This is a genomic window from Streptomyces sp. NPDC006012, assembly GCF_042871185.1.
GTDB lineage: Bacteria > Actinomycetota > Actinomycetes > Streptomycetales > Streptomycetaceae > Streptomyces.
Genome location: NZ_JBIAIE010000023.1, coordinates 64,766 through 87,577, shown reverse-complemented (window position 1 = coordinate 87,577; position 22,812 = coordinate 64,766). Strand labels below are relative to the sequence as shown.

The window sequence follows — 22,812 nt, the reverse complement described above, 5'->3', positions numbered from 1 at the left end:
CGGCCGAACCGGCGCTCTGCTGCATTCTGCACCACCGCTCCCACGGCACGAGCGGCAACGGTCCCCGGGGCTACGGTCCGTGTACACCCGGCGGCCCGGCGGGAGTTGGCGCTGTTCGCCCCGCGGGTACGGCAGCGGGGCAGCCGCAGTGAGGCGACGTCCGGAACCGGCGCTCTGCCGAACCCGGGCGGTCCGTCAGCGTCGCGTCGCCTTCCTCTTCCCCTTGGGCGCCTGCAGCTGCTGGTCCGTCCGGTCCCCCTGCGAGGACGACTGCCGCTGCTGGCCAGTCCCGCCGAACTGCGACTGAGTTCCCCGGGAATGCCCGGCAAGGGGGCTGTTAATCCCGGTGATGTCCCCGATATTCGGGTTATAGGGCATACCGGTGCCGGACTGCGGCTGAGTTCCCCAGGCGTGCGGGGCAAGGGGGTTGTTAATCCCGGTGATGTCCCAGATGTTCGAGGCATAGCCATCGGTTTGGAATTGCCCGAAATTACCGTAAGCCCCATCCGAAAAGCCTTGCGAACCCGCCCCCACCTGATTCAAAAAAACGGGGGCCTGAGCGAGAGACCCATCCTGATCGACTGGAATCCCGAGATCCCAGGGGGACTCGAGATCCGCGAGTAGGTTGTGGTCCTCCAAAAGATTGGAATTTGGGACCGAGTCCACCCAATTAAATTCCTGGGAATCGCCGCTTTGGCCGTGCTCGGAGGAGAGCACGGCATGGTCCTGTGGGCTGATTCCGGCCGGGTAGCCGGACCCGGGGTACAGGCCTGCATCGGCCGAACCCGACTGACCGACGGAAGTGACAGAACTTTCCCCTAGCCCCTGAGAATTACCGGATTGGCCCCGCTGTATGAGCGACGCGTCGTATTCCAGATAGTATACATCCCCATTATATTTGGGTTTGTAGCCGTGCTTCTTAAGTGCTGCGACCATCTTGTCCGAGTAGTCCCCAATCCTCCCCTGCAGCGTCTGCCTAAGAATCCACGTCGACCAGGTAAACCTTGCTTCTTTGTCTTCCCCTTTCCAATTTCTATAGGCTAACGTTGTCAATTCACCTATCTTGGGCAGCTGGCCGTGAGTTCGATTTTCCAGCAGCGCCGTAATAGCTGCATCGGGAGCAATTGGCATGGAGCGCTTCCCTCCAAGGATCGGCGGACTTCTCCTGCTGTAACGGCTCCTGCCTCCGGACGGTTCACCCAGGGGTGCGGGTTGTTCGGGAAGGCGTACGACGACCGAAGGCTGCCCGTACGGGTAGTCCACCCCCAGCGCGGCGAGGGCTGCCGCACGTCGCCGTTCCCGGGTGACAGCCGAGGGGTGACCGCCGCGGCAACGACGACACGGGGCCGGACGAGGCGCGCATTCCGTTCCGTCGTACTCGACTGCCCAGACCCGCTGCGGCTCGCCGTGCTACGCGGCAATCGTGGGTGGCGTCCCCCAACGTCGAGGACGAGGACTGGATGGCTCTGAAGGCACCCGGCGCCCCACGGATCACCTCCCACCACGAGCCGGACCACCCCGGACAGTCCATCAACGGCGCGACGCCTTCCCCTTCCCCTGCGACGGCGCCTGCCACCGCTGGTCCGTCCGCTCCCCCTGCGATGACGGCTGCCACCGCCGGCCAGTCCAGCCGAACTGCGACTCAGTTCCCCGGGCCTGCCGGGCAAAGGGGTTACCAGGCCCGCTGACGTCCCCGATGTTCGGGTCATAGCCACCGGTTGGGAATTGCCCGAAATTACCGTGAGCCTGATCCGAAAAGCCTTGCGAACCCGCCCCCTGATTCAAAAAGACGGGGGGCGGATCAAGATACCCATCCTGATCGACTGGAAAGAAATCATCGATTTGGCGCTCAAAAGGGTAGTAATCCTGGACCGAGTCCACCCAATTAGATTGCCCGAAATCGCCGCTTTGGCCATGCTCCACGGAGGGGAGCACGGCATGGTCCTGTGGGCTGATTCCGGCCGGATAGCCGGACCCGGGGTACAAGCGTGCATCGGCCGAACCCGACTGACCGACAGAACTGACAGAACTTTCCCCTCGCCCCTGAGAATTACCGGATTGACCCCCGGGTATGAGCGACGGATCGTAGTGCAACATGAATGCACGCCCATCATATTCGGGTTCGTAGCCATGCTTCCCAAGTGCTGCTTTCATCTTGTCCGAATAGCCCCGGACCCTCCCATACGTCATCCGGTCAGAAACCCACTTCGACCAGGTAAACGATATTTCTTTGTCTTCCCCTTTCTCATTTCTATAGGATAACTTTACCGGTTCACCTTCCTTGGGCATCCGGTCTCGAGGTCGATTTTCCAGCAGCGCCAAAATAGCTTCATCGGGAATAAATGGCATGAGCGCTTCCCTCCAAGGATCGGCGGACTTCTCCTGCTGTAACGGCTCCTGCCTCCGGATGGTTCACCCAGGGGTGCGGGTTGTTCGGGAAGGCGTACGACGACCGAAGGCTGCCCGTACGGGGTCCATCAACGGCGCGACGCCTTCCCCTTCCCCTGCGACGGCGCCTGCCACTGCTGGTCCGTCCGCTCCCCCTGCGAGGACGACTGCCGCTGCCGGTCAGTCCGGCCGAACTGCGGCTGAGTTCCCCGGGAACGCCCGGCAAAAGGGCTGTTCATCCCGGTGATGTCCCCGATATCCGGGTTATAGGGCATACCGGTGCCGGACTGCGGCTGAGTTCCCCAGGCGTGCGGGGCAAGGGGGTTGTTAATCCCGGTGATGTTCGGGGCATAGGGCATACCGGTGCCGAACTGCGACTGAGTTCCCCAGGCGCGCGGGGCAAAGGTTGGGTTGAAGCTCCCGTCAGGCTGGGTCGAGAGGCCCTGTGTACCGGGTCCCACCAGACCATCCGGCAAGCCAAGGGAAACATCCGCAACTCGCGGATACCCGAGACCGAAGAACGGATCGACGGCCAATCCTGGAAATTGTCGGAGCCAGTCTTCGTAGTTAGATTCCCACGAATCAAGGCACGCATCACCCGCCCGCGACTGCCCAGCCGGATTTCCCCCTGTCTCCCTGGCCTGCGGAGCCCGAGAACTTTCCCCCGCTCGCCCCTGGGAGTTACCGGATCCGCAATCGCCCGACATTATTTGCGACTCCTTGACCTTCAGCCCCACCCTATCCCCAATACGCTCCGGCACCCAGCCGTGCTTTTCAAGCGCTTTGATCAGGTTCGGCGAGTAAGACCGGGTCCTCCCTGTCGATATTTGGGTATAAAACCAGGAATAAAAAACAAAAGCCTCACTTTTACCTTTAACGGTTACTGTCACCAGCTCTTTTGGCTTGGGAAGGTTACCTGGCTCTCGACTGTTCAGCACCACCTCAAGAGCCTCATCGGAAATTGTGTACCTCATGGAATGTTTCCTCCGATCGGCAGACTGCTTCTTTACAACGGCTGCCGCCTTCAGATGGTTCACCCTGAGGGTGCCGTAGTAGGCCCGCAACCTGGGGTCGGATCAGCGCGGCGAACGGGCCGGCTGGACCTACCACGCGGTGGGCCGCCCGACCGCCTGAGCGCTGCGCTCACTGGAAGTGCGGCGGCAGCCGTCGGTGGCCACGGCGCCGCCGCGAACACTCACCTCTGCACGTTCGGGGCTTCGCCCGGACAGCACGGACCCCGGTTCGCCCGAGGCTCAGTCGGCCGAACCGGCGCCCCGCCGCATTCTGCCCCGTCGCACCGCAGCACGAGCGACGAACCGCCCGCGCCTCACGCCCCCTTGGCCCGATACCGGCGCATCTTCGCGCGCGCCCCGCACACCTGCATCGAGCACCACCGGCCCTGGCCCGCCCGAGGCCGCGGCAGTAGCACTCCCAGCAAGGCTCGCCCCGTTCGCGCTGCGTTTTCGTGAGCATTCCCCTGCGCGTTCGTGAGCAGGAGTCGACCGCTTCACACTGCGGCTGTCCCGGGGCCACGGGCCCAGGGCGGTCCAGGTCTCTTTTTCCGTGTGGGGTTCATCGGGGCAGAAGCCCACGCAGAAGCGAACCGTCAGCTGACGGCCGGAAACGGATCACGAGCGGAAAACGGGCGGTCCATCGAATCTACCGCGCATTCCCCTGCCTGCTCGTCCTCCGCGCCTGTTGCCGGCGCAGTTCCCGTATGATCCACTCCAATCCCTCCTCCAACCCCTGGACGGGCGTGCGCTGCCACGCCGTCGGAGTCTCGGGCCGGTTGGCCGGGCTGTGCGGAGGTAGATTTCCAGAGGCGGCATTGCCAATGGGGTTATAAAACAGACTGCTTGGGCTGAATACCACACCGGGTTGGCCATACTCCATACTGGTTGAAGGTTGACCGAAGTCATCCTGAGACTCGACCGGGAAGGCAACGTATCCCCACTGATTCTCGAAACCACCATTCGGGTTGACGGGAACAATCGGAACTTCCTGCACGAACCCATTGGTCGGGTAGGAGAGCACAGCCGAACCTGCATGGTCCCCGAAACTGTCCGGCGCTACGCCAGGGGGGCCGTCGAAAAAATCCATTGAATCGCGGAAATCCCGATTCCAGGCCGCCAAATCAAGTTCCTGGGGATGATTGACCTGACCGTCGGTCATCATTGCGTCGCTCTGTGCGCCGGCGTTCTCCCAATAGCCGGACGCGCGGTTCAGGTCTACACCGGCCAAGCTCGACGGGCCAGGGATGCTCTCCGGTGCCACCTGAGCCCCCCAAGCCCGAGAGCTTTCCCCTCGCCCCTGGGATTTGCCGAGTTGATCGCGGTCCCTTTGTTCTCCTGGCTCGATGGGTACGATGCGATACCCTTCACCATATTTTTCGGGTTTGTAGCCATGCTTCTCAAAACCTTTGACCAGGTCCGTCGAGTATTTGGGAAACCTCCCCATCCTTTTCTGATTCTCAAACCAGCGATAGAAATCCACAGCTATGACTTCTTTACCCCCCCCCTCGCTTTCTTATCATCTATTTCCATTCGAATAAATTCATCCGATTGGGTCAAATCTCCTTTCCCCCTGCTCGCCAGTATCGCAAAATAAGCTTCGTCGGGAACTGTCCGTGGCACGGAGACCTCCTGCAGGAACCGGCAGACTTGTCCCTGATAACGGCTCCCGCTTTCCGATGGTTCACCAGAATGAGAGCGGGTTGCCGGGAGGAGGTCGCGGTCGGGGTGTATTCCTGCTGGCCGTGCCTGTGGCGGGGGCGGAGGCAGGGCGGGAGACCCCTGGTACGAGCAGGAAATGATCACCAGGAAAGCACTGGAACGTGACGCCGGTTCGGCCGAGGCTCAGTCGGCCGAACCGGCGCCCATCCGCATTCTGCTCCGTCGTTCCACGGCACGAGCGCCGAACCGCCGGCAACTCACGCCCCCTTGGCCCGATACCGAGCATCAAAGGCCGGAGCAGAGGCGAACCATCAGGTGCCGGCCGGAACCGGATCACCACCGGAAAGCCGACGGACCATCAACGCCCCGGCGAACTCCCCCGCCGCTGCGCACCCGCCCGCTGCCGGTACAGGGCATCTATGCCCTGCTCCAATGCTGCCAACCTCGTCTCGAAAGGCCTCCGCCAGCCCGTCGCCGGAGTCCCGGGCCGGTCGGCCGGGCTAAGCGGAGGTAGATTTTCAGAGGCGGCGTTGCCAATGGGGTTGTCAGACGGACCGCTTGAGCTGCCCGGCTCAGCGTGTTGGTCATACTCCATACCGGTTGAATCTAGATCGACCTCATCGTCAGACTGGACCGGGAAGGCAACGTATCCCCACTGATGCCCGAAACCAACGGTCGAGTTGTCGGGAACAAGTGGGAATTCCCACATATCACCACTGGCCGGGCCAGAGAGCACAGCCGAATCTGCATGACCCTCGAAACCGCCCTGCATTATGTCCGGGAGGCTGTCGGCAAATTCCAGTGAATCGCCGAAATCAGGATCCTGGGGATGATTGACTTGATGGATGTCCATCGTCATTGCATAGCTCTGTGCGTTGGTGACCGCCCAGTAGCTGGACACAGGGTTCAGATCTGCACCGGCCGGGACCAACGGATGAGGGATACTCTCCGGTGCCATCTGAGCATCCGCAACGCGAGAACCCTCCCCAGCAGGCCCGTGAGGGTTACTGGGGTGGTCGCGGCGTTCGTCTTTTTTCGACGTGCCGTGTGGATGACCGTGGGCCCCAACATCAAGATCTGCGGGTTCATAGCCATGCCTCTTCGCCGCCTTGAGCAGAGCATCCGGATATTCACTCGCCGTCCCTGAATATCCGTGCTTATAAAGCCACCGGCCGAGGTCGAATTCATCGGCCTCGCTCCTTGGCATAACCCCGACCTTTTTCTTCGCCTTGGGGAGGCTCTCTCCTCTGTCGGCTATTTTATTCAGTAGCGTTGTAAAAGCATCGTCCCTCTCCACGGAGGACCCCTTTCAGGAACCGGCAGGCTTCTCCTGCAGTAAACGGATCCCACCTGCCGATGGTTCACCGGGGTGGGAGCGGGTTGTCTGGGAAGGGTCGCGATCAACTGATCGGGGAGTATCCCTATCCGTCCGGGTTTCCTCCGTGCAAGGTTCACCCGGGCAAGGCCGGAGCAGGAGCGGACCGTCAGGTGACGGCCGGACCCGGATCTCCACCGGACCCCAGCGGTCGGTCAACGCTTCGGCGCCCTCCCCTGCTGCGCCTGCAACCGATTCTGCAGCCGCGCCACCGCCTCCTCCAGTCGCGTCACCTGCCTCTCCGCCTCCGTCAAGTCAGGCGTGCCCCGACCCGTCCCCTGAGCCCCTTCCTGTGCCTGCCCCTGCAGCAGTTGCGCCCGCGGTGCCTGCAACTCCTGCAGCCGCACCACTTTCTCCTCCAGTCGCGTCACCCGCCACTCCGCCTCCGTCAAGTCAGACGTGCCGGCCGAGTTGTGCGGAGACTGAGTTTCAAGGGCGTAGCCGCCGACGAGGATGCGGGACGAACCGCTTTGGTCGTGGCCCACAGGGGACGGACCGTGGTCCGTTCCGTCGAAACCTTGCTGCGGCGGGTAGCCCGGTGCGGCAGGGCCGTAGAGGATTTCCCGCCAATCAGGGTTTTCCCTCATGAAATTCTCGACACCGATCCGAGCTTCCTCCGGAATGGCGTAGCCCGAAACGCCGGTTACCGCCTGATATCCGGGCTCGACGTTCAAGCCTGCATCGACCTCGTCCGGGAAGGCAACGTAATCCTCGAAACCACGGGTTGAGCCGACGGAAACAACCGGAACTTCCGGCACGAAACCATTGGTCGCGCTGGGGAGCGCAGCCGAACCTGCGTGCCCCAAACTTTCCTGCGCTACCCCCGGGCCGAAAAAATCCATTGGATCGCCGAAATCCTGATCAAAGGCTGTAAAATCCAGTCCCTGGAGATAATTGACCTGACCGCCGACCATCCCAGGGGCGGGGGTCATCACGAGGTCCTGTGCGCCGCTTTCCGCCCAATAGCCGGACGCGAAGTTCAGGTACGCACCGGCAGCCGGTACCACCTGATCCACCGAAGCCCGAGGGCTTTCCCCTCGCCCGTGGGAGCTGTTCGGTACCTCCTGGACCTCCGGAGCGCGAGGACTTTCCACCGCTCGTCTGTAGGAGTCACCGGCTTGGATGTGTGCCAGGGCGCCGGTTTCCGTTGCATTGCCGGGCCTGGGGGGCAGACTTGCTTCTGCCGAGCCCGACCGGCCGGGGAATCTGTCCGGTATCGCCGGATCCTGCGAAGCGCGAGGCCTTTCCCTCTCCCGCCTGGGGGAGTCACCGGCTTGACTGTGGTCCTGGGCTTTCCTTGAGTCGTCCCGCAGACGTGTCGCCCCAGGAATAAATTCGAAAGATTCGACTACAAAGCCGTGCTTTCTAAGCGCCGGGACCAGGTCCCCCTTATATCCGCGAGCCCTCCCTGCCCTGAACTGAACGTCGAGCCATCTGCGGATGTCAATATATTCGGCTCTGTGCCCGACCGTGACTTTGACTCTTTCCCCTAATTTGGGCAGGTTTCCTTTGTCTCTCGAATTCAGTAGCTTAGTAAGAGCCTCATCGGAATATGCTGGCACGGAAGGACCTCCTTCGGGGACCGGCAGACTACTTTTGAAGCAACGGCTCCCACCTGCCGATGGTTCAACAAGGTGGGAGCGGGTTTCCGGGGGTAACCGGGTGGGAAGGTCGCGGTCAGGCGGTCGGGATGTGTTCCTGCTGATCGTGTGTGTGGTGGAGGCGGGCGGGGGGAGACCCCTTGGCCCGATACCGACGCATCTTCGCGCGCGCACCGCACACCTGCATCGAGCACCAGCGGCCACGGGCCGCCGGGCTGCGGTCGTAGTACGCCCCGTGGCAGGTGGCCGCCTCGCACGCCTTCAGCCGCATCCAGGTGCCGGCCACCAGCGCCTCGGCGACGGCCGCGGCGACCCGGGAGAACAGCGGAGCGTCGGCAGGGACGGAGGTGAGGGCGGCGGAACCGTCGCGGTCGTCGACCGACAGGTACAGCGGGGCATCCGCGAGCAGTGTGCCGAGCGGGGTCACCGCGCGGTGCGGCGGGTGGCCTCCGTGGGCGAGCAGGGCGGCGCGCAGTGACTCGCGCAGTTCGCGGCCCGCCGCCAGGTCCTGCGGGCCGATCCCGAAGCGCGCCCGGCCGTCCGCCGAGTCCAATGTGTCGGCGCCCGTTTCGATGTCCAGCGTGTTGACCAGGCTCTCGATCAGGGCAAGTCCACCGGGCGCGGGCGATCTCTCACTCATGCTTGCGACGTTACCGCCCATGGGGCAGCATGCAGTAACCGTTACCTGTTGCACAGATGTACCAGTAACCCATGATCGTCAAGATCGAGGAGAGAGTCATGGCCTACGCCAAGCTGGGCGTCGTCGTCCTGGACTGTCCGGACCCCCGCGCGCTCGCCGCCTTCTACGCCGGGGTGCTGGGCGGCACCGCAGAGGCGGACCCCGCGGCCCCCTCCTGGGTGGATCTGAAGCTGCCCGACGGGCAGGCGCTGGCCTTCCAGGCGGCTCCCGGATACGTCCCGCCGACATGGCCCGCGGCCGACCGGTCCCAGCAGTTCCACCTGGACCTGGTCGTGGCGGACCTGGACGCGGCCGAGCAGGGCGTGCTCGCCCTGGGCGCGACGCCACTCGACACGGATGACCGGGCGCGCAGCTGGCGGGTGTACGCGGATCCGAACGCTCTCGACTTACCGTTCTAGCGTATCGGCTGGTCAGACAACACAGAAGCCCCGCACGGCACTCGGCCGCACGGGGCGTATTGCTGTCCGGGGAGGCTACGCGCCTCGGTCAAGCTCTCCGAGCACCGGGCCGGGGACCAGTCCCACGGCGTGACTCGGGCAGGCGTACAGGGTCACTCCAGGCCCGCTCTGGCGCTCGATGTACCGGACCGGCACCGGGGCGTAGGTCCAGTGTCGGCAGCGGCAGCACACCGCGCCGTACGGGGCGGGGGCGGGTTCGCGGCGGAGCATTGCGTTCATGAACTCGTCGGCAGTCACGCGGCTGCCTCCTGCCAACTGGTGCGGACGCCAGTGATATTGACGGTGGGGAAGTCGTAGTCAACGCCGATTTCGGAGAACGCCGCAGCCCACCATCGTTCGCGTTGATCGGGGGTGAGCCCGCGGGTTTCCTCGGCGTGGAAGATGGCGCGTGCGTCGACTGCACTCGGCCCTCGCCACGGGCGGGACCATGCATTCGCCGACCCGTCCCCGGTCACGGGGGGTGCCACGGAGACGGCTCGGCGCTTTCCGCGGGCGGGCAACAGCCGCCGCAGCACCCACAGCACTGCACGGGCGATAGAGTCACGCATGTCGTTTCAGCTCCTGGTTAGCTGTTTCGGCAAGCCCCGGGTGGATCGGTCCTACGCGGTCCCTCGGGGCGCTTTCGGTTTCAGTTGGCTGTGAGCAGCGCGGGCGGAATCTCGTTCGCATTCAGCACGGTCACGCCCCGCAATTTGCGGTACAGCCGTTGGGCGAGCATCCCGGGATAGCGGGGCTTGTTGAAGCTGGAGTAAGCGTCTTGCTCGGATGGAATCCAGCGCGTCAGGTCGTCGCTGACTCGGTAGAGCGTTCCGGATACGCCGCTGATCACCGACTTACGGACCAGCAGCACACTCACGCTCTCTTCATCCCGCAGGAACGGGCAGCGTCGCAGCGACAGCGACAGACACGTGCGGCACACGGGGGGCGTGTCCGTGGTGATCCGGTCGGGCCGCTTGGGTTGCTCTCCGGGGCGCTGCCATTCGACGAACACCGTGCCCGAGCTTGTCTCGGCGGGTTGCGTGCAGACCTGGCACAGCAGCCCTGCCATGCATTCGCGCTGCCGCAGCGGGTCCATGCAGTCGAACATGACGCGCCCGCGCTCGCCCTCGGGCGGCCTGGTCATGCGGGCCCACAGGTTGCCGTGCGGGTCGCGGTCCTCCGGGCGAGGGTGCACGTACGCGATGTGGGGCACGCCGTTGCGCGGTACCTCGATGCACAACTCAGATTCGCGGGGGCCAAGCTCGTTGCTGTAGGCGGCGACGTAGGGCGCGAGTGCGGGCACGGCTGAGCTTTCTACGAGGAGTCGGAAAGGGACGCCCCGCCCGTGTGCCACGGGGGTAGCACTCGGACGGGGCGGGCGGAACCTTGCACAGTGCGCACCGTGGTTTGGTCCCTCATCCGTTGCTGAACACGCCCAGCGGCCCCGCAACGGGTCTTGCAACCCGCTCTCGGCGCTCTTTCCCCGTGAGGGGATGGTGCGGTCCGAAACGGGCGTCTGTGGTGCTGGTGAAAGCTAGGCTCCGGTCATGCCCGAGCCCTTCATCAACGGCGACGTACACCACCGCGCGTGCGGCATCTGTCCGTCGCGGTTCCATGCGGTTGGTGAGTTCGACGTGTTCGAGCGCCCGACCCCGGAATGCCCGTTCAACAAGGCTGACGGTCACCGGTATTTGAGCGACGGGACACCGGTGTGTGTCCACCCCGAGAAGGTCGGGCTGCCCGCGAAGCGCTACAAGAGTGAAGGCGCTCCGCTGACGGTCGAGTTGCAACTACCGCCCGACCCTTCCGCGGTGGTGCCGTACTTGCATGAGGTGCTGTACGGCGCGGCTCCGGTGCTTCTGGATGACCTGATCTTTCAGGCACAGCAGCAGATCCGGCAGCGCTTCCCGGAACTGGACCCGCTTACGGTGATGCGGCAGGCGCTCAGCTAGCCGCTACGCGGGGACGGGCTCGAACGTGATGCTGTGCGCGAGACCCATCCGGCGGAAGCCCGCCGCCTCGTACCTCCTGCGCAGGATGGTGAGCCGGCGAGCCACCTCCGCGTGCGTGATCCAGTACCGAGCGGGCGGCTCGCCCCACGCGGCGCGGTACGCCTGGTGGGTGTAGTCGTCCCGCGTCCAGTCGGTGTGCTCCTGGTCGGTCTGGTGGATGATCTGCGCGCCGACCCGAGCCGTGATCCGGGCGAGGATCTGCGGCTGAGCGATCATCGCGTGTGTCATCTCGTCCACGGGCACGGCGACGGGGATTTCTGCCGCGCGCTCGTCGCCGGTCGCCTCGAACACGGCGGCCTTGAGACAGAGCGCGCGCAGTCCCTCGATGAACAGCGGGGCCGCGTCGTCGGCCTGGTCGTACTCGCTGATGACCGGACCGCCGGTAAAGCACGTCCAGTCCTCGTCATAGCGCAGGCTCGCGGCCCTGAACGCGACGAACTCCGGATCGGCCTCGATGGCCGTCAGGATCTCCCGTGCGCGCTCCGCGGTGCGCTCGGCATGGGGAAGAGTGTTCACGACTGTTCTCCTTCGGTCATGGTGCGCGGTTGAGGTTTGGGGGTGCTCGGTTCCGCCATGTCCGTCATGCGGTGCCGAGCGGCCCGCCCTGGTCACAGAAAGGGGGCGAACCACCCCGACGAGCGCCGGGGCTTCCTGTGGCTCGCGCGACCCTGGCGGGGGCTTGTCGGCTGTCCGTCATCGGCGGGCAGTGTGGGGATGGACTCGGGCCGGGACACGGCCACGGGCCAGACAGTCAAGGTGAAGCGGCATCCCTTGTCCGGGATGACCACCGACAGCGGAGCCCCATCCTTGAGCTGAACTCGGGCCGCGTGGTGCTCATCGGGGTCCTCGATCCAGAAGCGAAATTCGGTGGGGCAGTCGGGCACAGGCACAGTGCCCACCTGCATCCATGGCTTGACCCACGCCGAGCGCTCTGGGGCCGGGTCGAGCCGGTCCGCGATGCGCTCGGCCTCACCCTGTAACCACCGCAGCGCGAGTTTCGGCGAGATCGTCTGGAAGGTGCCGAGTACGTACGGGACCGTCTCGCGAGTCCCGTACACCTCCCCTTCCGCGAGCACTTCGCACCAGTAGGCCCGACCCTGTATCCCCGCACTGAACCGCTCGGGGTTCCTCGTGGCCGTTCGTGTGCGCTTCTCCATGTCCGGGCCCTCCTTGCGGTGTCATCCCTTGCAGTGGCCGTGCTCGCACTAGGCAACCGTCCGACCACGCACAGCGGTACCGTTGGGAAGAGGGCAGGAGTTAAGAGCGTTAAGCAGTCAGAGCACGGGAGTTGGGGACCAGTGACGACACGACAGCCGAACGCCGGACTAGAGCGGCTGTACCGCGAGAGCGGGTGGACCCTGCGGCAGTTCGCCCAAGAGGTCAACCGCATCGGAACCGAACGCGGAACCCCTCTCAAGTACCAAGGGCCGTCCGTTCACCAGTGGCTGAGCGGCCACCTGCCAAAAGAATCTGTCCGGCCTTTGATTCTGGAAGCACTCTCCCGGAGACTGCTCCGTCCCATCACCCACACCGAGGCGGGATTCCCGGCACCCCCGGAAGAGTCCAATAGTCACCCGACTACCGTTGAAGGGCTGGTAGACCTCGGGAGGCAAGACATGGACCCCTCACGCCGTAGCATTCTCGGCGCAGGGTTGTTTTCGGTTGCCCTTACCATTCCCGACTGGCCGGACGTTATCGGCCGGATGGAAGCCGCTCAGAAGGGACAAGCGCAGCGCATAGGAATGCCCGACGTAAACATGATCATTGCCATGACAGAGCGCATTTCCGGTCTCGATGATCAATTTGGCGGTCGCCATGCGCGCCCCATGGCGGCTGCCTTCCTCGTTAATACCGTTGCCCCCTATCTGCGGGCAGAAGCTCCGGGACCTGTCCGCAAAGCGATGATGGCCGCCGCGTCTGACCTGTGTTACCTAACTGGATATATGGCAGTAGACGAAGGAGTTCACGGGCTAGCCCAACGCTATTACCTGAAGGCGCTGGAACTCGCGGGGGCGGCAGAGGATCATCTGACCTACTGCACCACACTCCGGGGTATGAGTGTGCAGGCTGTTGATTTGCGGCACGGACGACATGCAATGCGGCTCGCCGACGCTGCCGCCGCAGCCTCCCCCGAGGCGGGACCGCGAATGCGGGCATTCCTCGCTGGCCAACAGGCCCACGCCAGCGCTCAAATGGGCGACCGGTCCAAGTCCCTGATGTACCTTCGCGAGGCGGAATCGGCCGTAGAAAAAGCAGAGTCCCGCTCAAAGACGTTCGGGTCCTACAACTCTTCGACCCTTGCATACCATATTTCCCAAGTCCGATTCGAACTCGGCGACGTTCTCGGCAGCGTAGAATCACTGCAAGCGCATTTCCGTCTTCGCGATACCACTGACAGCCGAAGGTCGGCAATCCGTTTCAGTTTCATGCTTGCCGAGCGACAACTAGGAATAGGGCACCTCGAAGCGGCTTGCGAAACCTGGGGAAAGGCCCTGGAAGAGGTTCCTACTATCCATTCTGGGAGAGTAGACGAGCAGGTGGCGAAAATCGCCCCTCTTCTTCGCCCGTACCGATCGAACTCGACGGCACGTGAAATCTATGATCGCGCTCGTGAAGCCGCTTGATTCGAGCGGCATGAAACAGAAATGCCCCGTACTCCTCACCTTGGTGTGGGTGACGAGTACGGGGCCCTGTGTTGCTTCGGATTAGTCCCACACGTCTGAGTCGTCAGCGTCAGGTTCGGGTGCCGTAATGGCGGTGCGGGCGCTCGGTGAAAGACCCAACTCTCTGACGTAGCGGGCGAGCTGGGACCGATATTGTCCTGCAATGGTGGTAGCGCCATTCTTCTGCCATCCTCGCTCGCCCCGTACGAGCAAGCCATTCTCTGATAGCTCGCGCTCGCACTGGTCGATTCGCGCGGCAGATATGCAGTAGTCCTTAAGGACCGTGGTATCTACCTCGCCGAGTCCAACCGCTAGTTTCAGCACGGGGACGACGCGTTGCCATTCGCGCGAGGCTACTGCACGACAGCGGGAGTTCACCGCTTCCTGTGTCGGATCGCTCTCGCTGCGGAAGGTCTCGCGCCAATCGGGCTCGGCGAGTTCTGAGGGCGGTACGGCAGCGCCTTTCGGAACGGGGCGCTTCCCGGGGTTGCCCTCTCTGATCACTTGCAGCGTGGGTTTCTTGCGACGTGGGTCGGCCAAGGCCACTTCCTTTCGATATGCGGGCAGCGTTGCGCGCCCGCGCAAATGGCTTTAGCTGCGGCGAGAGTCTTTAGCCTCCCTGCCGCTCAGCAGCGAGAGGGGAAGGGGCCACCCCCCTGGTCAGAACGGCGGAAGCTCACGCGATTCACGCCGCGAACGAGCCTCAGCAGCAAACCCACCAGGCTGATTACGTGCCGTCTCACCGTTATGGCAACGCACGCACAGCGACCGCAGATGCTTCGCCGCGTCAGGTTCCTTGTCGCCGCGAGCGAGCAACTGCCGCCGGGACAGCGGCCAATGGTCAGCAACCGTCGCAGCACGCCCGCACAGCACGCACCACGGGTTCGCGTAGAGGTACGCGCGTCGGATGCGCTGCCACCGAGTGGTGTAGACGGCTCCACCCCGCGATGCACGGTCCTTGTTCGCCTCGCGCTGATGCTTCTCACAACGCCCACCCGTGGTCAGCTCGGGGCAGCCAGGGACAGAGCACGGGGGGCGGGGCTTACGGGGCATGGAGGGTCACCTCCAGGACGGGGGATGGGTCAGCCTGACGAAAAGGAAGCAACAGGAAGCAGCACTCAAACCGTAGCGCTCACGTATGGCCGCATGATGCGCTTTGAACATGCAACGAACGCCTAACTCCAAGACCGCCCCGCCCTGCTTTGAACTGCGTTGCGGCGGACTGCGCTTGACGATTCAGCGCGTCCCCGGATGGCTGGTGGCATCCCTCGCCACAGCTACAGGCAGCGGACTCGCCGCGTGGTTCACACAACGGTGAGGAGGGTGAACCACACCGTTCCACTCCTGCCGTCAACCCGGAAAATTCGAGTATCGGGCAGGGGTACCGGAATTACACGGCATCGGGGCCATTCGGCGGAATAGCCGGTGGGTCAATCGGGGTCCCGTCCGGTTGGCGGGGTGTGAGGTCGATAACCGTGAGCCGGCCAGTGCCGAATTCGCTGAATTCCCCTTGGCATTACGGTTTCTGTATCTGTTCCCATATCGCCCCATGCGGGCCGTCCGTGTTCATCACGGGGGAAGTACGGGTAATCTCCGTCCGACCCGGGGTCGAGTGCGTCAACCGCCATCGTCACTCCTTGCTGTCCAGGAACTCGGCTCGCGTCTCCCGCAGTTGAGCGGCAAACGTGGCGGCATTCTCCTGCGCCTTCTTCTCTGCGTGGGAGACGATCTCATCCAGGATGGCTATCGGGTAGAAGCGCTGTTCTGGCACGGTGACAACTTCCCGCAATGCAGTCTGTGCACGCTGCGCCTCATCAAGAACGTGCCTGCGCCTGTGACGGGCAGCTCGGTACTCGACGTAGGCGACGAACCAGGGTTCGACGGAAAGCGCCTCATAGAATCGCTCTCGGGCCTCGTCACCGGAGTGCGCGGCTTCGTCAGCTCGCGTCTGCCATGTGTCGGCGAACTGCCGGTCATATTCCGCCCCACGCTCCGCCCTGCGCGCCGATTCGGCTTCCTGCGCTGCCTCCAACTGAGCCTGTGCGTCAGCGAGTGGAGCGGACAACTTTTCCGCCTGCGCCCGAAGCTTGGCCACGCGTTCGGCTGCCTTCTGAATGTCGTGCGTCGTCATCTCAGTTGCTCCCCTTCGTCGCATCACGTCCGTGCTCGGCCGCAATCTTCTTGTCGTTCTCGTAGTAACCAAGGCTCATGCGAACAGTTGTACCGAGCTTTTCGAAGACCTCAGGGCGCGAGTCGCGCAATGTGGCGAGTGCTTCCATGCGCTCATCCCGCTTGAATGCGTCAGCGCGGATCTGTCCCTTGTCGCGGCGGCCGTCCATAAAACCGAATCGCCTGAGTGCTTCACTCATGTTTGTTTCCTTTCTATCCGTTGGGTCAGCGGGCTTGCACGTCCGAGCCGACTTGGGGCCGGTCCGGACACAGTGGGGACCCGCGCTTACAACCCTTTTCGGCGCCGGGTCAAGGGGCGGTTACTCATGGGCGGTGCGGTCCCCGCGCGTTGCCTCACGACCCCTGCGGCCATCCCGGTAACGCGGGATGCGTGGTGCACGGGCAACGCTGTTCCGAGAGTCGGGCACTCAGTCCGCCGGGTTCCCCCCTTGGGATGGGTGCGCGGTAATCCCACTCTCGGTATTGAAAGGGAGAGAACCTTGCCCGCACCTTTCGGGCTAAGCCGGTTCTCTTCCTAGTCTATGTGGAGAGCGAAGGTTTCCCGGATCCTCGAAGCGTTTGCGGGGGCATCTCTGGTCCCCCTTCCGAGCTGTAAGGGAGAGCGGAGGTTTCCCCACGGCGCCGACCGTGGCGGTGTGCTGAACGGTGGTCCGGTCTCTCATCTCTTATATTTTTTCTACGTGTTCTAAAAAATAGGTCTGAACCGTCACTCTGACACCACCCCGCCCCGCTGTTGGGCCTGTCGTCGGCCGAGCCGACGGGGCTCCAGGACAGCAGAGAGCCCCGGTGGTCTATCCTGACCGGTCCGGGGCTCGTTGGGTGTGCGGTTAGTACTGCTGCGGATTAGGCCACGAGGTCCACCGTGTCAGCTGCCGCAGGACTGGCCTTGATCAGTCGTATGCGGCTTCCGCTCTGCGGGGTGTGCTCGTCGGGTGCGGCGAGTTCTTCCCTGAGCGCCGTGTATTCCTCAATGGCCGGGTCGAGTTCGCCTGCCACAGTGAACGACACGCGCTGCTCGTCCAGTGTCCGCCATCCGCCCCGGGTGCCCTTGCGGACTTCCAGGCGGGCGCCTGCCTCTATGAGCATCTGCCGTCGCGTCTCGCCGTCCGCCTCGGCCCATTCATCGGCGAGGGTGCGCCCAGTCGGCGTGACGACTCGCGTTTCCGGACGCGCCGGGGTGGCTTCCAGCGTGGCCAAACGGTTGTCGAGTGCGTCCGCGCGTTCCTTCCATGCGCGCTTGGCGGCATTCGATTTCTGCTGTCCCTTCTCTTCCTGGTGCGCGGCGTACTCGGCAAGCGTGGCCGAAATCTCCGGGGCAGGATCGTATCCGGGTATGATGACTGTCCGACTGACAGGGATCGGGCCGACCAACGCCAGAAATTCCCGCTCCACATACTCTTCGATCCAGTCGGCGCGGATGGCAACAGGAGCGGGGCACACGATGCCCGTCAGGTGCGCTGTACATTTGTAGCTTGCGGCTTGCGCCCCTTTGGTCTTGTTTGACATGTGGTACATGCGACCGCCACATCCTGCACAGTGTGCGACACGCAGCAATTTGCTTGCCTGGTCGGAGCGACTGTGCGTCGTATTTCTCTCACTGTAGGCAGCGAATATCTTGCCCACCACGTCGAACTCCTCACGGGTGAGTATCGGTTCTGTGGTCATCATGACCGGTGCGCCTTCGCTGTCGCGCACAGGATTTCCCTTGTACGTCTTCCAACCAATCAGCGCAGGAGAGGTAAGAACGCTCCGGATAACCGAGGGAACCCAGTTGAACCTATCCCGGACCGTCGTCTCCCCTTTCGCGCCGCCTGTCTTCCCTCCAATCTTCCGGCCTTGCTTGACTGACCAGTGGTCACGCGGCGTCAGAACACTGTCGGCTCTGAGTTCCTGACAGATCTTGTTGATTGTCTTCCCGGAAAGAAGATCTCTGATGATGCGCTCAATCACCTTTACAGCCGCCGGGTCAGGCATGAGGGTCTTTCCCGAGCCCAGTTCCTTCGGCATCTCTACGATCTGATAGCCATAAGCCGGACGCCCGCCCCGCCACCGGTACGGCATCAGCCTCATAGCTGCCTGCGCCCCGGTGACCCGATCCTTGATGCTCTGCGATTCCACTTGTGCGGCAAACGCGAGCATCATCATCATCAGTTCCGATGTGGGGTCCATCGGGTTGCGGAAGTCAAATACGAGCCTTCCCCCGCCGATGCCCTCGGCAAAGACAAGCATCTTCCGGTGTTCCTTGGCCCACTTCGCAAGGTCGTGCATGTGCGCCATGGACCGGATAGCACGGTCGAAGCGCCACCACACCAGGGCGTCAAAGTCATCGGGGCGCGCGAGCCACCCGCCGAGTTGCGGTCGGTCGAACGGGCCGAATTCGGACGCGCTCACGTCAAGATCCACAGCCTCGCGAAGCTGGTCACCTTCGCCAAAGTCGATGCCGAGTGCAGATGCGGCTATGTCGTCGGCCTCGCGCTGCCGTTCGGGGCTGGTGGTCTCGTCGGTGAGCACGGAGAGACGGACACACCGCACACCCCGAAGGGTCTCGGTGTAGACCGTGCCCGCCAGCGGACTCCGCTGTTGTCGGGTTGTGTCCATACCCCTTGTGGGGAGCGAAGGTTTCCCACTCGGTGTTACGGGCCCATTGACCTGCGCAGATGTAGCCATGACCGGGGTGCCTCCAGAACGGTAGTTCCGGAGCGTCCGGAGACCCGGCCGGGCATCCGTTCTGCCTGTGCGCCGGCTGACCAGGCGGCCACCCCTGGCGGACGTGACGCCCGCTCCGCGGGGCAGGGGCAGGACGCCTTTGTGGTGACACTCAATGTGCCGCAACAGGCAGGACCATCCGGATCGTCCGTGCCACCCTTCCTGGCCGATCCCGCACTCGACATGAACGACCGCGCCGTCCAGCAAGCCATCCTGAACCAAGGCGTCAGCGCACAGGACCTCTTGGCCGCACAAGCCCTGCATGCCTCCTTCACCGCGAAAACCCTGAAGACCGTTTCCCCAGCCACCGAGTCCGACTACCTCACCGCCCCCGGCATTCAGGACTACGCCGACACTTATCCCGGCCAGGAGTACTTCAGCGCCCTTACCACCCCGGACCACGGTCCGGCAGGACCCCACTCCGCGTGGGCCACGCAGACTGCCGTGTCGGCCAGTTTCGCGAACCTGTCGATCTCGGCCTACGCACCCCCCGCCCAGGACGCATTCATGACGCCCTACCCTGCCCTGGAACAAGAGTCGCCCTACCCCGCACAACAACTCCCCCCAGCGCATTCCTTCGTGGCCGCCCACGCACGCGGCCCACTCGCGTGGACACCTTCCAGCGCCCAGAGCCTGCACGCGCCCCCCAGCACCCAGCCCCGCCCACGCCACCCCAGCGAGTGCGCAGAAACCGAGGGCGTGCAGCTTGATGACCCAGTCTCCGGCTTGATGCCGCACGCAGGGCCACGCTCACACCACCGCCCCTGGCCCGGTGAACACGGAGAGCGTCAAGAGGCACCGGTGGACCGGGGCCGGTCACCGGCAGGGAATGCCCCACTCGGGCGGAGGCCGAGTTTCCCGGACGCGCCTGGCGAAGCGTTTGTCACGGGCAAGGCGGGGTCGGTGGCACCCATGGTGAGTCCCCTCGGGCAGTCGAGGGCGGTACGGTCGCCTTTCGCACGGTCGGCCTCCTGCCCGCCGCTCACGCCGCCCTCTCCCGCCACATCACCCACGGGCGCTCGATCACCTCGACGAAACTGGTGTGATCGGGGTGGTCGCGCAGGTGCCGGAACGCCCACGTCTGCGGCTGTGCCGGATCTTCACTCGGCGGCGACTGCTCGGCGCACTCGCTGCCGTCGTCCTTGAGCGCGAGGCACCGGAACGCGTAGACGAGCGGCGGGGCATCGTCGTCCAGGTCCGGCCGCAGCCGCCAGTTGACGAAGCCGAACCTGCGGTGGCGAGCGGGTGCGGTCACAGCGCCTCACCCCGGCCGCGCGCGTTCGCACGAGCGGTCTCCGCACACAGCCGCTGTGTGGAGCAAGCGGGTTGTACGTCGGCCGGGTCAACAGCCCATTTATGTGCGCCTGTTACTGCACGCAGATTCCAGAGCCCGCCAAACTGACCACCAAATTCGCCGACTTGTTCGTCCGGGTCCACCAGAAGAGTGCCAAGGGACGGGAGGGTGGGGGGTTTTTGCCGCCCCGCGGGATTGATCTCACCGCACACGGCCGTTCCTCTCTGTAGCGTCGTCACTACGGGGAGGTTCAAGCGTGACCCACGCCTTGGTGCCCTTCAAGCTGCTGGAATAGAACGAAAGGTTGGTGTACGGCCCTTGAATCGCAAGGAGTTGAACCCGGATGCCTCACCTCAGGCGGCCTACGGTGCGCGTTTACGCAGCTTGCGTGAGAAACATGGGTGGACCCAAGAGGAACTCGGCACACGTACCAACTATTCCAGCGTGCACATTTCGGCGATTGAAACCGGTCGGAAGCCTCCGACTCTCCGCTTCTCGCGCAGTACGGACCAAGCCTTCGGCCTCACGGGCAGAGCAGACGCGTTCGAACGCTGGTACCGCGAGATGAAGCACAGCGCGTTGCTGGAGGGGTTTCCGGAATACGTCAAGCACGAGGCCCGGGCCGTGGAGATTCGGCTGTTCGAGATCGGGATCATTCCCGGCCTGCTTCAGACACCGGCGTACGCACGCACCCTGGCAGACGGCGATGTGGGACGGGGCACGATCACGCCTGACCAGGCCGCAGAACGCGTCTCGGTGCTGGCGGAGCGGCAGGCGACACTGGTACGGACCCGGCCGCCCACCATGCTGGTGGTGATGGACGAAAGCTGCATCCGCCGCCCCGTCGGCGGCGCCGACGTCATGAACGAGCAGTTCCAACGCCTCGTCGAGTTCGCCGCGTTGCCGAACTCCATGCTTCAGCTTGCTCCGTACAACATGGGCGAGCGGCGACCGTTCAACCTGCCGCTCAACCTGCTGACGATGTCGGACCGGTCCATGATGGCGTACGCGGAGTCCCAGGCCCGGGGGCACTTGGAACGCGAACCTACGTTCGCCCTGTTCGCGTTGTCGGCCTACCATCAGTTGCAGGCCGAAGCGCTGTCACAGACCGAAACCGTGGCCGTGCTCAACCAGTTGCGAAAGGGCACCCCGTGACGACCCAATCCCCCCGCTGGTTCAAGTCCTCCTACAGTTCCAACGGCGGCAACTGCATAGAGGTCGCCGTAAACCTCGCCGCCCCCCACGACCAGGTCCCCGTCCGCGACTCCAAGAACGCGGACGGCCCGGTCCTCACCCTCCCCACCCACGCCTTCACCACCTTCGTGGCAGGCGTCAAGGCCGGAGACTTCGGCACCGTCTGACCGCCCTGCACCAGGACTCCGCCGCGCCACGCCTGAACGTCCGGCGCGGCGGGGTCCTGGAGCCCCCCCTGTGGGGCCGGCATGGGGCCGACCCGGTCCCGGAAGAGGGCACCCCCATGACAGACGCGACACCCCTGAAGCCCCACGAACCCATCGCACGGTTCCGCTCCGTCGTGCTCGACTGCACCGACCCGGTGCGGCTCGCCGAGTTCTACGCGGCGATCGTGGGCGGCGTCCCGCGCGTCGAGGACGAGGACTGGGTGGTCCTGGAAGCACCCGGCGCCCCACGGATCGGCTTCAACCGTGATCCGGACCACCAGCCACCGGCCTGGCCACGCGAGGGCGGCAACGCGCAGCAGATCCACCTCGATCTCGACGCCGGGCGGACCTGGGCGGAGATCGACGCGGCCCACGCGAAAGTACTGGCACTGGGCGCCCTGCCGCTGGACCTGGCGGACCGGGAGACCAAGGACTTCCAGGTGTACGCCGACCCGGCCGGCCACCCCTTCTGCCTCTGCCGGATCGACCACCCCTGAAAGGCCACCGGGGCCTGGCGACCCGCGACTGGGCCGCGCAGAAACCGCCGGGCTGGCAGCCGACTACTCACACGTCCAAAGGACGCAGGAGATAAGCCGTTCCTCCTGTGCGCCGATGAGACGGTACCGCCGGCTGAGGGGCTGAATGGATGGCTGAGACCGAGGTCGGGCGCCCTTCGCCTCAGTCGCGGCCGACACAGACACCGGACTCGTTCATCAGGAGCTGACCGGTCCCCCGCAGATCTCGCGCGAGAAGGTGCCTTCGGGATACTCGTACCACTCGGCCTCGTCCGCATCGAGGTCCAATTCGACACCGCCGGTTCGAGCGCCTGGCGCAGACGCTCCTGAAGGAGCTCGCCGAGGAAGTTGTAGGGCAGGCCCGGCTCCTTGAGGCGGTCGGCAGCCGGCCGCCGAGGAGCGCGACGGCACCGCGCTCAACGTGGCCGGTCAGATCCACCTCCAGGGCGGCCAGGTGACGGTGTACAACCCGAAGGGCATGGACAACGCCCGCCGTCTCTTCCCGACACTCGGCTACGCGGACTCGGCGCTGGAGGCGGTCCGGGGCGCGGACGTCGTCCTGCACCTCACCGAGTGGCGGGAGTTCCGCGAGCTGGACCCGGCCGCGCTGGGTGAGGTCGCGTCCACGCGGCTGCTCCTCGACGGCCGCAACGCGCTGGACCCCCAGGTGTGGCGCCAGGCCGACTGGACGTATCGCGCGATGGGCCGCCCGACCGCGTAGCGCGACCGCCGTGGGCGACCCGCCCGGGGTTCCGCGATGCCGCCGGTGGTCTGCTGCATTCTGCACCACCGCTCCCACGGCACGAGCGGCCACGGTCCCCGGGACTACGGTCCGTGTACACCGGGCGGCCCGGCGGGA

Annotated in this window: 21 protein-coding genes and 2 pseudogenes; 7 read left to right on the top strand and 16 right to left on the bottom strand. The window is 64.5% G+C overall.

Features of this window, described 5'->3' with window-relative positions; translation table 11 throughout:
- Positions 1–195: 195 nt before the first annotated feature.
- The 8 genes and pseudogenes from ACFYPJ_RS30260 to ACFYPJ_RS30225 all read right to left on the bottom strand — a co-directional run bounded on the left by ACFYPJ_RS30260 (position 196) and on the right by ACFYPJ_RS30225 (position 8,676).
- The gene (locus tag ACFYPJ_RS30260; protein ID WP_389023934.1) at positions 196–1,131 is read right to left on the bottom strand and encodes a hypothetical protein; all 936 of its coding nucleotides are present in this window, start codon (positions 1,129–1,131) and stop codon (positions 196–198) included.
- 399 nt (positions 1,132–1,530) lie between these two features.
- The gene (locus tag ACFYPJ_RS30255) at positions 1,531–2,349 is read right to left on the bottom strand and encodes a hypothetical protein (RefSeq protein WP_389023932.1); all 819 of its coding nucleotides are present in this window, start codon (positions 2,347–2,349) and stop codon (positions 1,531–1,533) included.
- A gap of 128 nt (positions 2,350–2,477) precedes the next feature.
- Positions 2,478–3,362, bottom strand: coding sequence for a hypothetical protein (locus ACFYPJ_RS30250; protein WP_389023929.1), 885 nt, complete (start codon positions 3,360–3,362; stop codon positions 2,478–2,480).
- A 353-nt stretch (positions 3,363–3,715) separates the two neighbouring features.
- A pseudogene (locus tag ACFYPJ_RS30245) lies at positions 3,716–3,805 on the bottom strand (CGNR zinc finger domain-containing protein); the annotation flags it as partial.
- 242 nt (positions 3,806–4,047) lie between these two features.
- A complete protein-coding gene (locus tag ACFYPJ_RS30240) occupies positions 4,048–4,881 on the bottom strand; it encodes a hypothetical protein (protein WP_389023927.1) in 834 nt (277 codons plus the stop codon).
- Between the two features lie 537 nt (positions 4,882–5,418).
- The gene (locus ACFYPJ_RS30235; RefSeq protein WP_389023924.1) at positions 5,419–6,357 is read right to left on the bottom strand and encodes a hypothetical protein; all 939 of its coding nucleotides are present in this window, start codon (positions 6,355–6,357) and stop codon (positions 5,419–5,421) included.
- A gap of 233 nt (positions 6,358–6,590) precedes the next feature.
- On the bottom strand, positions 6,591–7,451 hold the full coding sequence (locus ACFYPJ_RS30230) for a hypothetical protein (protein ID WP_389023921.1): 861 nt from the start codon (positions 7,449–7,451) through the stop codon (positions 6,591–6,593).
- A gap of 661 nt (positions 7,452–8,112) precedes the next feature.
- Positions 8,113–8,676, bottom strand: a complete 564-nt coding sequence (locus ACFYPJ_RS30225; RefSeq protein ID WP_389023918.1) for a CGNR zinc finger domain-containing protein — start codon at positions 8,674–8,676, stop codon at positions 8,113–8,115.
- Positions 8,677–8,774: 98 nt separating this feature from the next.
- Here ACFYPJ_RS30225 and ACFYPJ_RS30220 point away from each other — a divergent pair, with 98 nt between their 5' ends.
- Entirely contained in the window at positions 8,775–9,134 is a 360-nt protein-coding gene (locus tag ACFYPJ_RS30220; RefSeq protein ID WP_389024033.1) for a VOC family protein, read from the top strand.
- A 688-nt stretch (positions 9,135–9,822) separates the two neighbouring features.
- On the opposite strand, the gene ACFYPJ_RS30215 is transcribed toward ACFYPJ_RS30220, so the two are convergent.
- Positions 9,823–10,476, bottom strand: a complete 654-nt coding sequence (locus ACFYPJ_RS30215) for a hypothetical protein (RefSeq protein ID WP_389023915.1) — start codon at positions 10,474–10,476, stop codon at positions 9,823–9,825.
- A gap of 244 nt (positions 10,477–10,720) precedes the next feature.
- Here ACFYPJ_RS30215 and ACFYPJ_RS30210 point away from each other — a divergent pair, with 244 nt between their 5' ends.
- A complete protein-coding gene (locus ACFYPJ_RS30210) occupies positions 10,721–11,125 on the top strand; it encodes a hypothetical protein (RefSeq protein ID WP_389023913.1) in 405 nt (134 codons plus the stop codon).
- A gap of 3 nt (positions 11,126–11,128) precedes the next feature.
- Here the strand turns inward: ACFYPJ_RS30210 and ACFYPJ_RS30205 are convergent, their stop codons facing one another.
- Together ACFYPJ_RS30205 and ACFYPJ_RS30200 are read right to left on the bottom strand one after the other, a co-directional pair.
- Positions 11,129–11,701: a hypothetical protein gene (locus tag ACFYPJ_RS30205; RefSeq protein WP_389023910.1), complete on the bottom strand. Its 573-nt coding sequence runs from the start codon at positions 11,699–11,701 to the stop codon at positions 11,129–11,131.
- Positions 11,702–11,793: 92 nt separating this feature from the next.
- On the bottom strand, positions 11,794–12,342 hold the full coding sequence (locus ACFYPJ_RS30200; protein ID WP_389023907.1) for a hypothetical protein: 549 nt from the start codon (positions 12,340–12,342) through the stop codon (positions 11,794–11,796).
- 141 nt (positions 12,343–12,483) lie between these two features.
- On the opposite strand from ACFYPJ_RS30200, the gene ACFYPJ_RS30195 reads away from it, so the two are divergent.
- Positions 12,484–13,809 (top strand): tetratricopeptide repeat protein, encoded by a 1,326-nt coding sequence (locus tag ACFYPJ_RS30195; protein WP_389023905.1) that lies wholly within the window; start codon positions 12,484–12,486, stop codon positions 13,807–13,809.
- Positions 13,810–13,890: 81 nt separating this feature from the next.
- Here ACFYPJ_RS30195 and ACFYPJ_RS30190 read toward each other — a convergent pair whose 3' ends face one another.
- The 5 genes from ACFYPJ_RS30190 to ACFYPJ_RS30170 all read right to left on the bottom strand — a co-directional run bounded on the left by ACFYPJ_RS30190 (position 13,891) and on the right by ACFYPJ_RS30170 (position 19,999).
- On the bottom strand, positions 13,891–14,226 hold the full coding sequence (locus tag ACFYPJ_RS30190) for a phage terminase small subunit P27 family (protein WP_389024030.1): 336 nt from the start codon (positions 14,224–14,226) through the stop codon (positions 13,891–13,893).
- 1,252 nt (positions 14,227–15,478) lie between these two features.
- The gene (locus ACFYPJ_RS30185) at positions 15,479–15,979 is read right to left on the bottom strand and encodes a hypothetical protein (protein ID WP_389023902.1); all 501 of its coding nucleotides are present in this window, start codon (positions 15,977–15,979) and stop codon (positions 15,479–15,481) included.
- A 1-nt stretch (position 15,980) separates the two neighbouring features.
- Positions 15,981–16,217, bottom strand: a complete 237-nt coding sequence (locus ACFYPJ_RS30180; RefSeq protein WP_389023899.1) for a hypothetical protein — start codon at positions 16,215–16,217, stop codon at positions 15,981–15,983.
- Positions 16,218–16,881: 664 nt separating this feature from the next.
- Positions 16,882–18,549, bottom strand: coding sequence for a recombinase family protein (locus ACFYPJ_RS30175; protein WP_389023895.1), 1,668 nt, complete (start codon positions 18,547–18,549; stop codon positions 16,882–16,884).
- Between the two features lie 1,177 nt (positions 18,550–19,726).
- Positions 19,727–19,999: a hypothetical protein gene (locus tag ACFYPJ_RS30170; protein WP_389023892.1), complete on the bottom strand. Its 273-nt coding sequence runs from the start codon at positions 19,997–19,999 to the stop codon at positions 19,727–19,729.
- A 357-nt stretch (positions 20,000–20,356) separates the two neighbouring features.
- Here ACFYPJ_RS30170 and ACFYPJ_RS30165 point away from each other — a divergent pair, with 357 nt between their 5' ends.
- The 4 genes and pseudogenes from ACFYPJ_RS30165 to ACFYPJ_RS30150 all read left to right on the top strand — a co-directional run.
- The gene (locus ACFYPJ_RS30165) at positions 20,357–21,193 is read left to right on the top strand and encodes a helix-turn-helix domain-containing protein (RefSeq protein ID WP_389023891.1); all 837 of its coding nucleotides are present in this window, start codon (positions 20,357–20,359) and stop codon (positions 21,191–21,193) included.
- Entirely contained in the window at positions 21,190–21,399 is a 210-nt protein-coding gene (locus ACFYPJ_RS30160) for a DUF397 domain-containing protein (RefSeq protein WP_389023888.1), read from the top strand. Before ACFYPJ_RS30165 ends, ACFYPJ_RS30160 begins: the two co-directional genes overlap by 4 nt.
- 116 nt (positions 21,400–21,515) lie before the next feature.
- Entirely contained in the window at positions 21,516–21,935 is a 420-nt protein-coding gene (locus tag ACFYPJ_RS30155; RefSeq protein WP_389023885.1) for a VOC family protein, read from the top strand.
- 418 nt (positions 21,936–22,353) lie between these two features.
- Positions 22,354–22,674: pseudogene (locus ACFYPJ_RS30150) on the top strand (UDP binding domain-containing protein); the annotation flags it as partial.
- Between the last annotated feature and the right edge of the window lie 138 nt (positions 22,675–22,812).

Coding starts and splice junctions, on each gene's coding strand:
- ACFYPJ_RS30210 (WP_389023913.1), top strand. CDS start 10,721: ATGCCCGAGCCCTTCATCAACGGCGACGTACACCACCGCGCGTGCGGC.
- ACFYPJ_RS30185 (WP_389023902.1), bottom strand. CDS start 15,979: ATGACGACGCACGACATTCAGAAGGCAGCCGAACGCGTGGCCAAGCTT.
- ACFYPJ_RS30260 (WP_389023934.1), bottom strand. CDS start 1,131: ATGCCAATTGCTCCCGATGCAGCTATTACGGCGCTGCTGGAAAATCGA.
- ACFYPJ_RS30155 (WP_389023885.1), top strand. CDS start 21,516: ATGACAGACGCGACACCCCTGAAGCCCCACGAACCCATCGCACGGTTC.
- ACFYPJ_RS30255 (WP_389023932.1), bottom strand. CDS start 2,349: ATGCCATTTATTCCCGATGAAGCTATTTTGGCGCTGCTGGAAAATCGA.
- ACFYPJ_RS30220 (WP_389024033.1), top strand. CDS start 8,775: ATGGCCTACGCCAAGCTGGGCGTCGTCGTCCTGGACTGTCCGGACCCC.
- ACFYPJ_RS30180 (WP_389023899.1), bottom strand. CDS start 16,217: ATGAGTGAAGCACTCAGGCGATTCGGTTTTATGGACGGCCGCCGCGAC.
- ACFYPJ_RS30225 (WP_389023918.1), bottom strand. CDS start 8,676: ATGAGTGAGAGATCGCCCGCGCCCGGTGGACTTGCCCTGATCGAGAGC.
- ACFYPJ_RS30200 (WP_389023907.1), bottom strand. CDS start 12,342: ATGGAGAAGCGCACACGAACGGCCACGAGGAACCCCGAGCGGTTCAGT.
- ACFYPJ_RS30250 (WP_389023929.1), bottom strand. CDS start 3,362: ATGAGGTACACAATTTCCGATGAGGCTCTTGAGGTGGTGCTGAACAGT.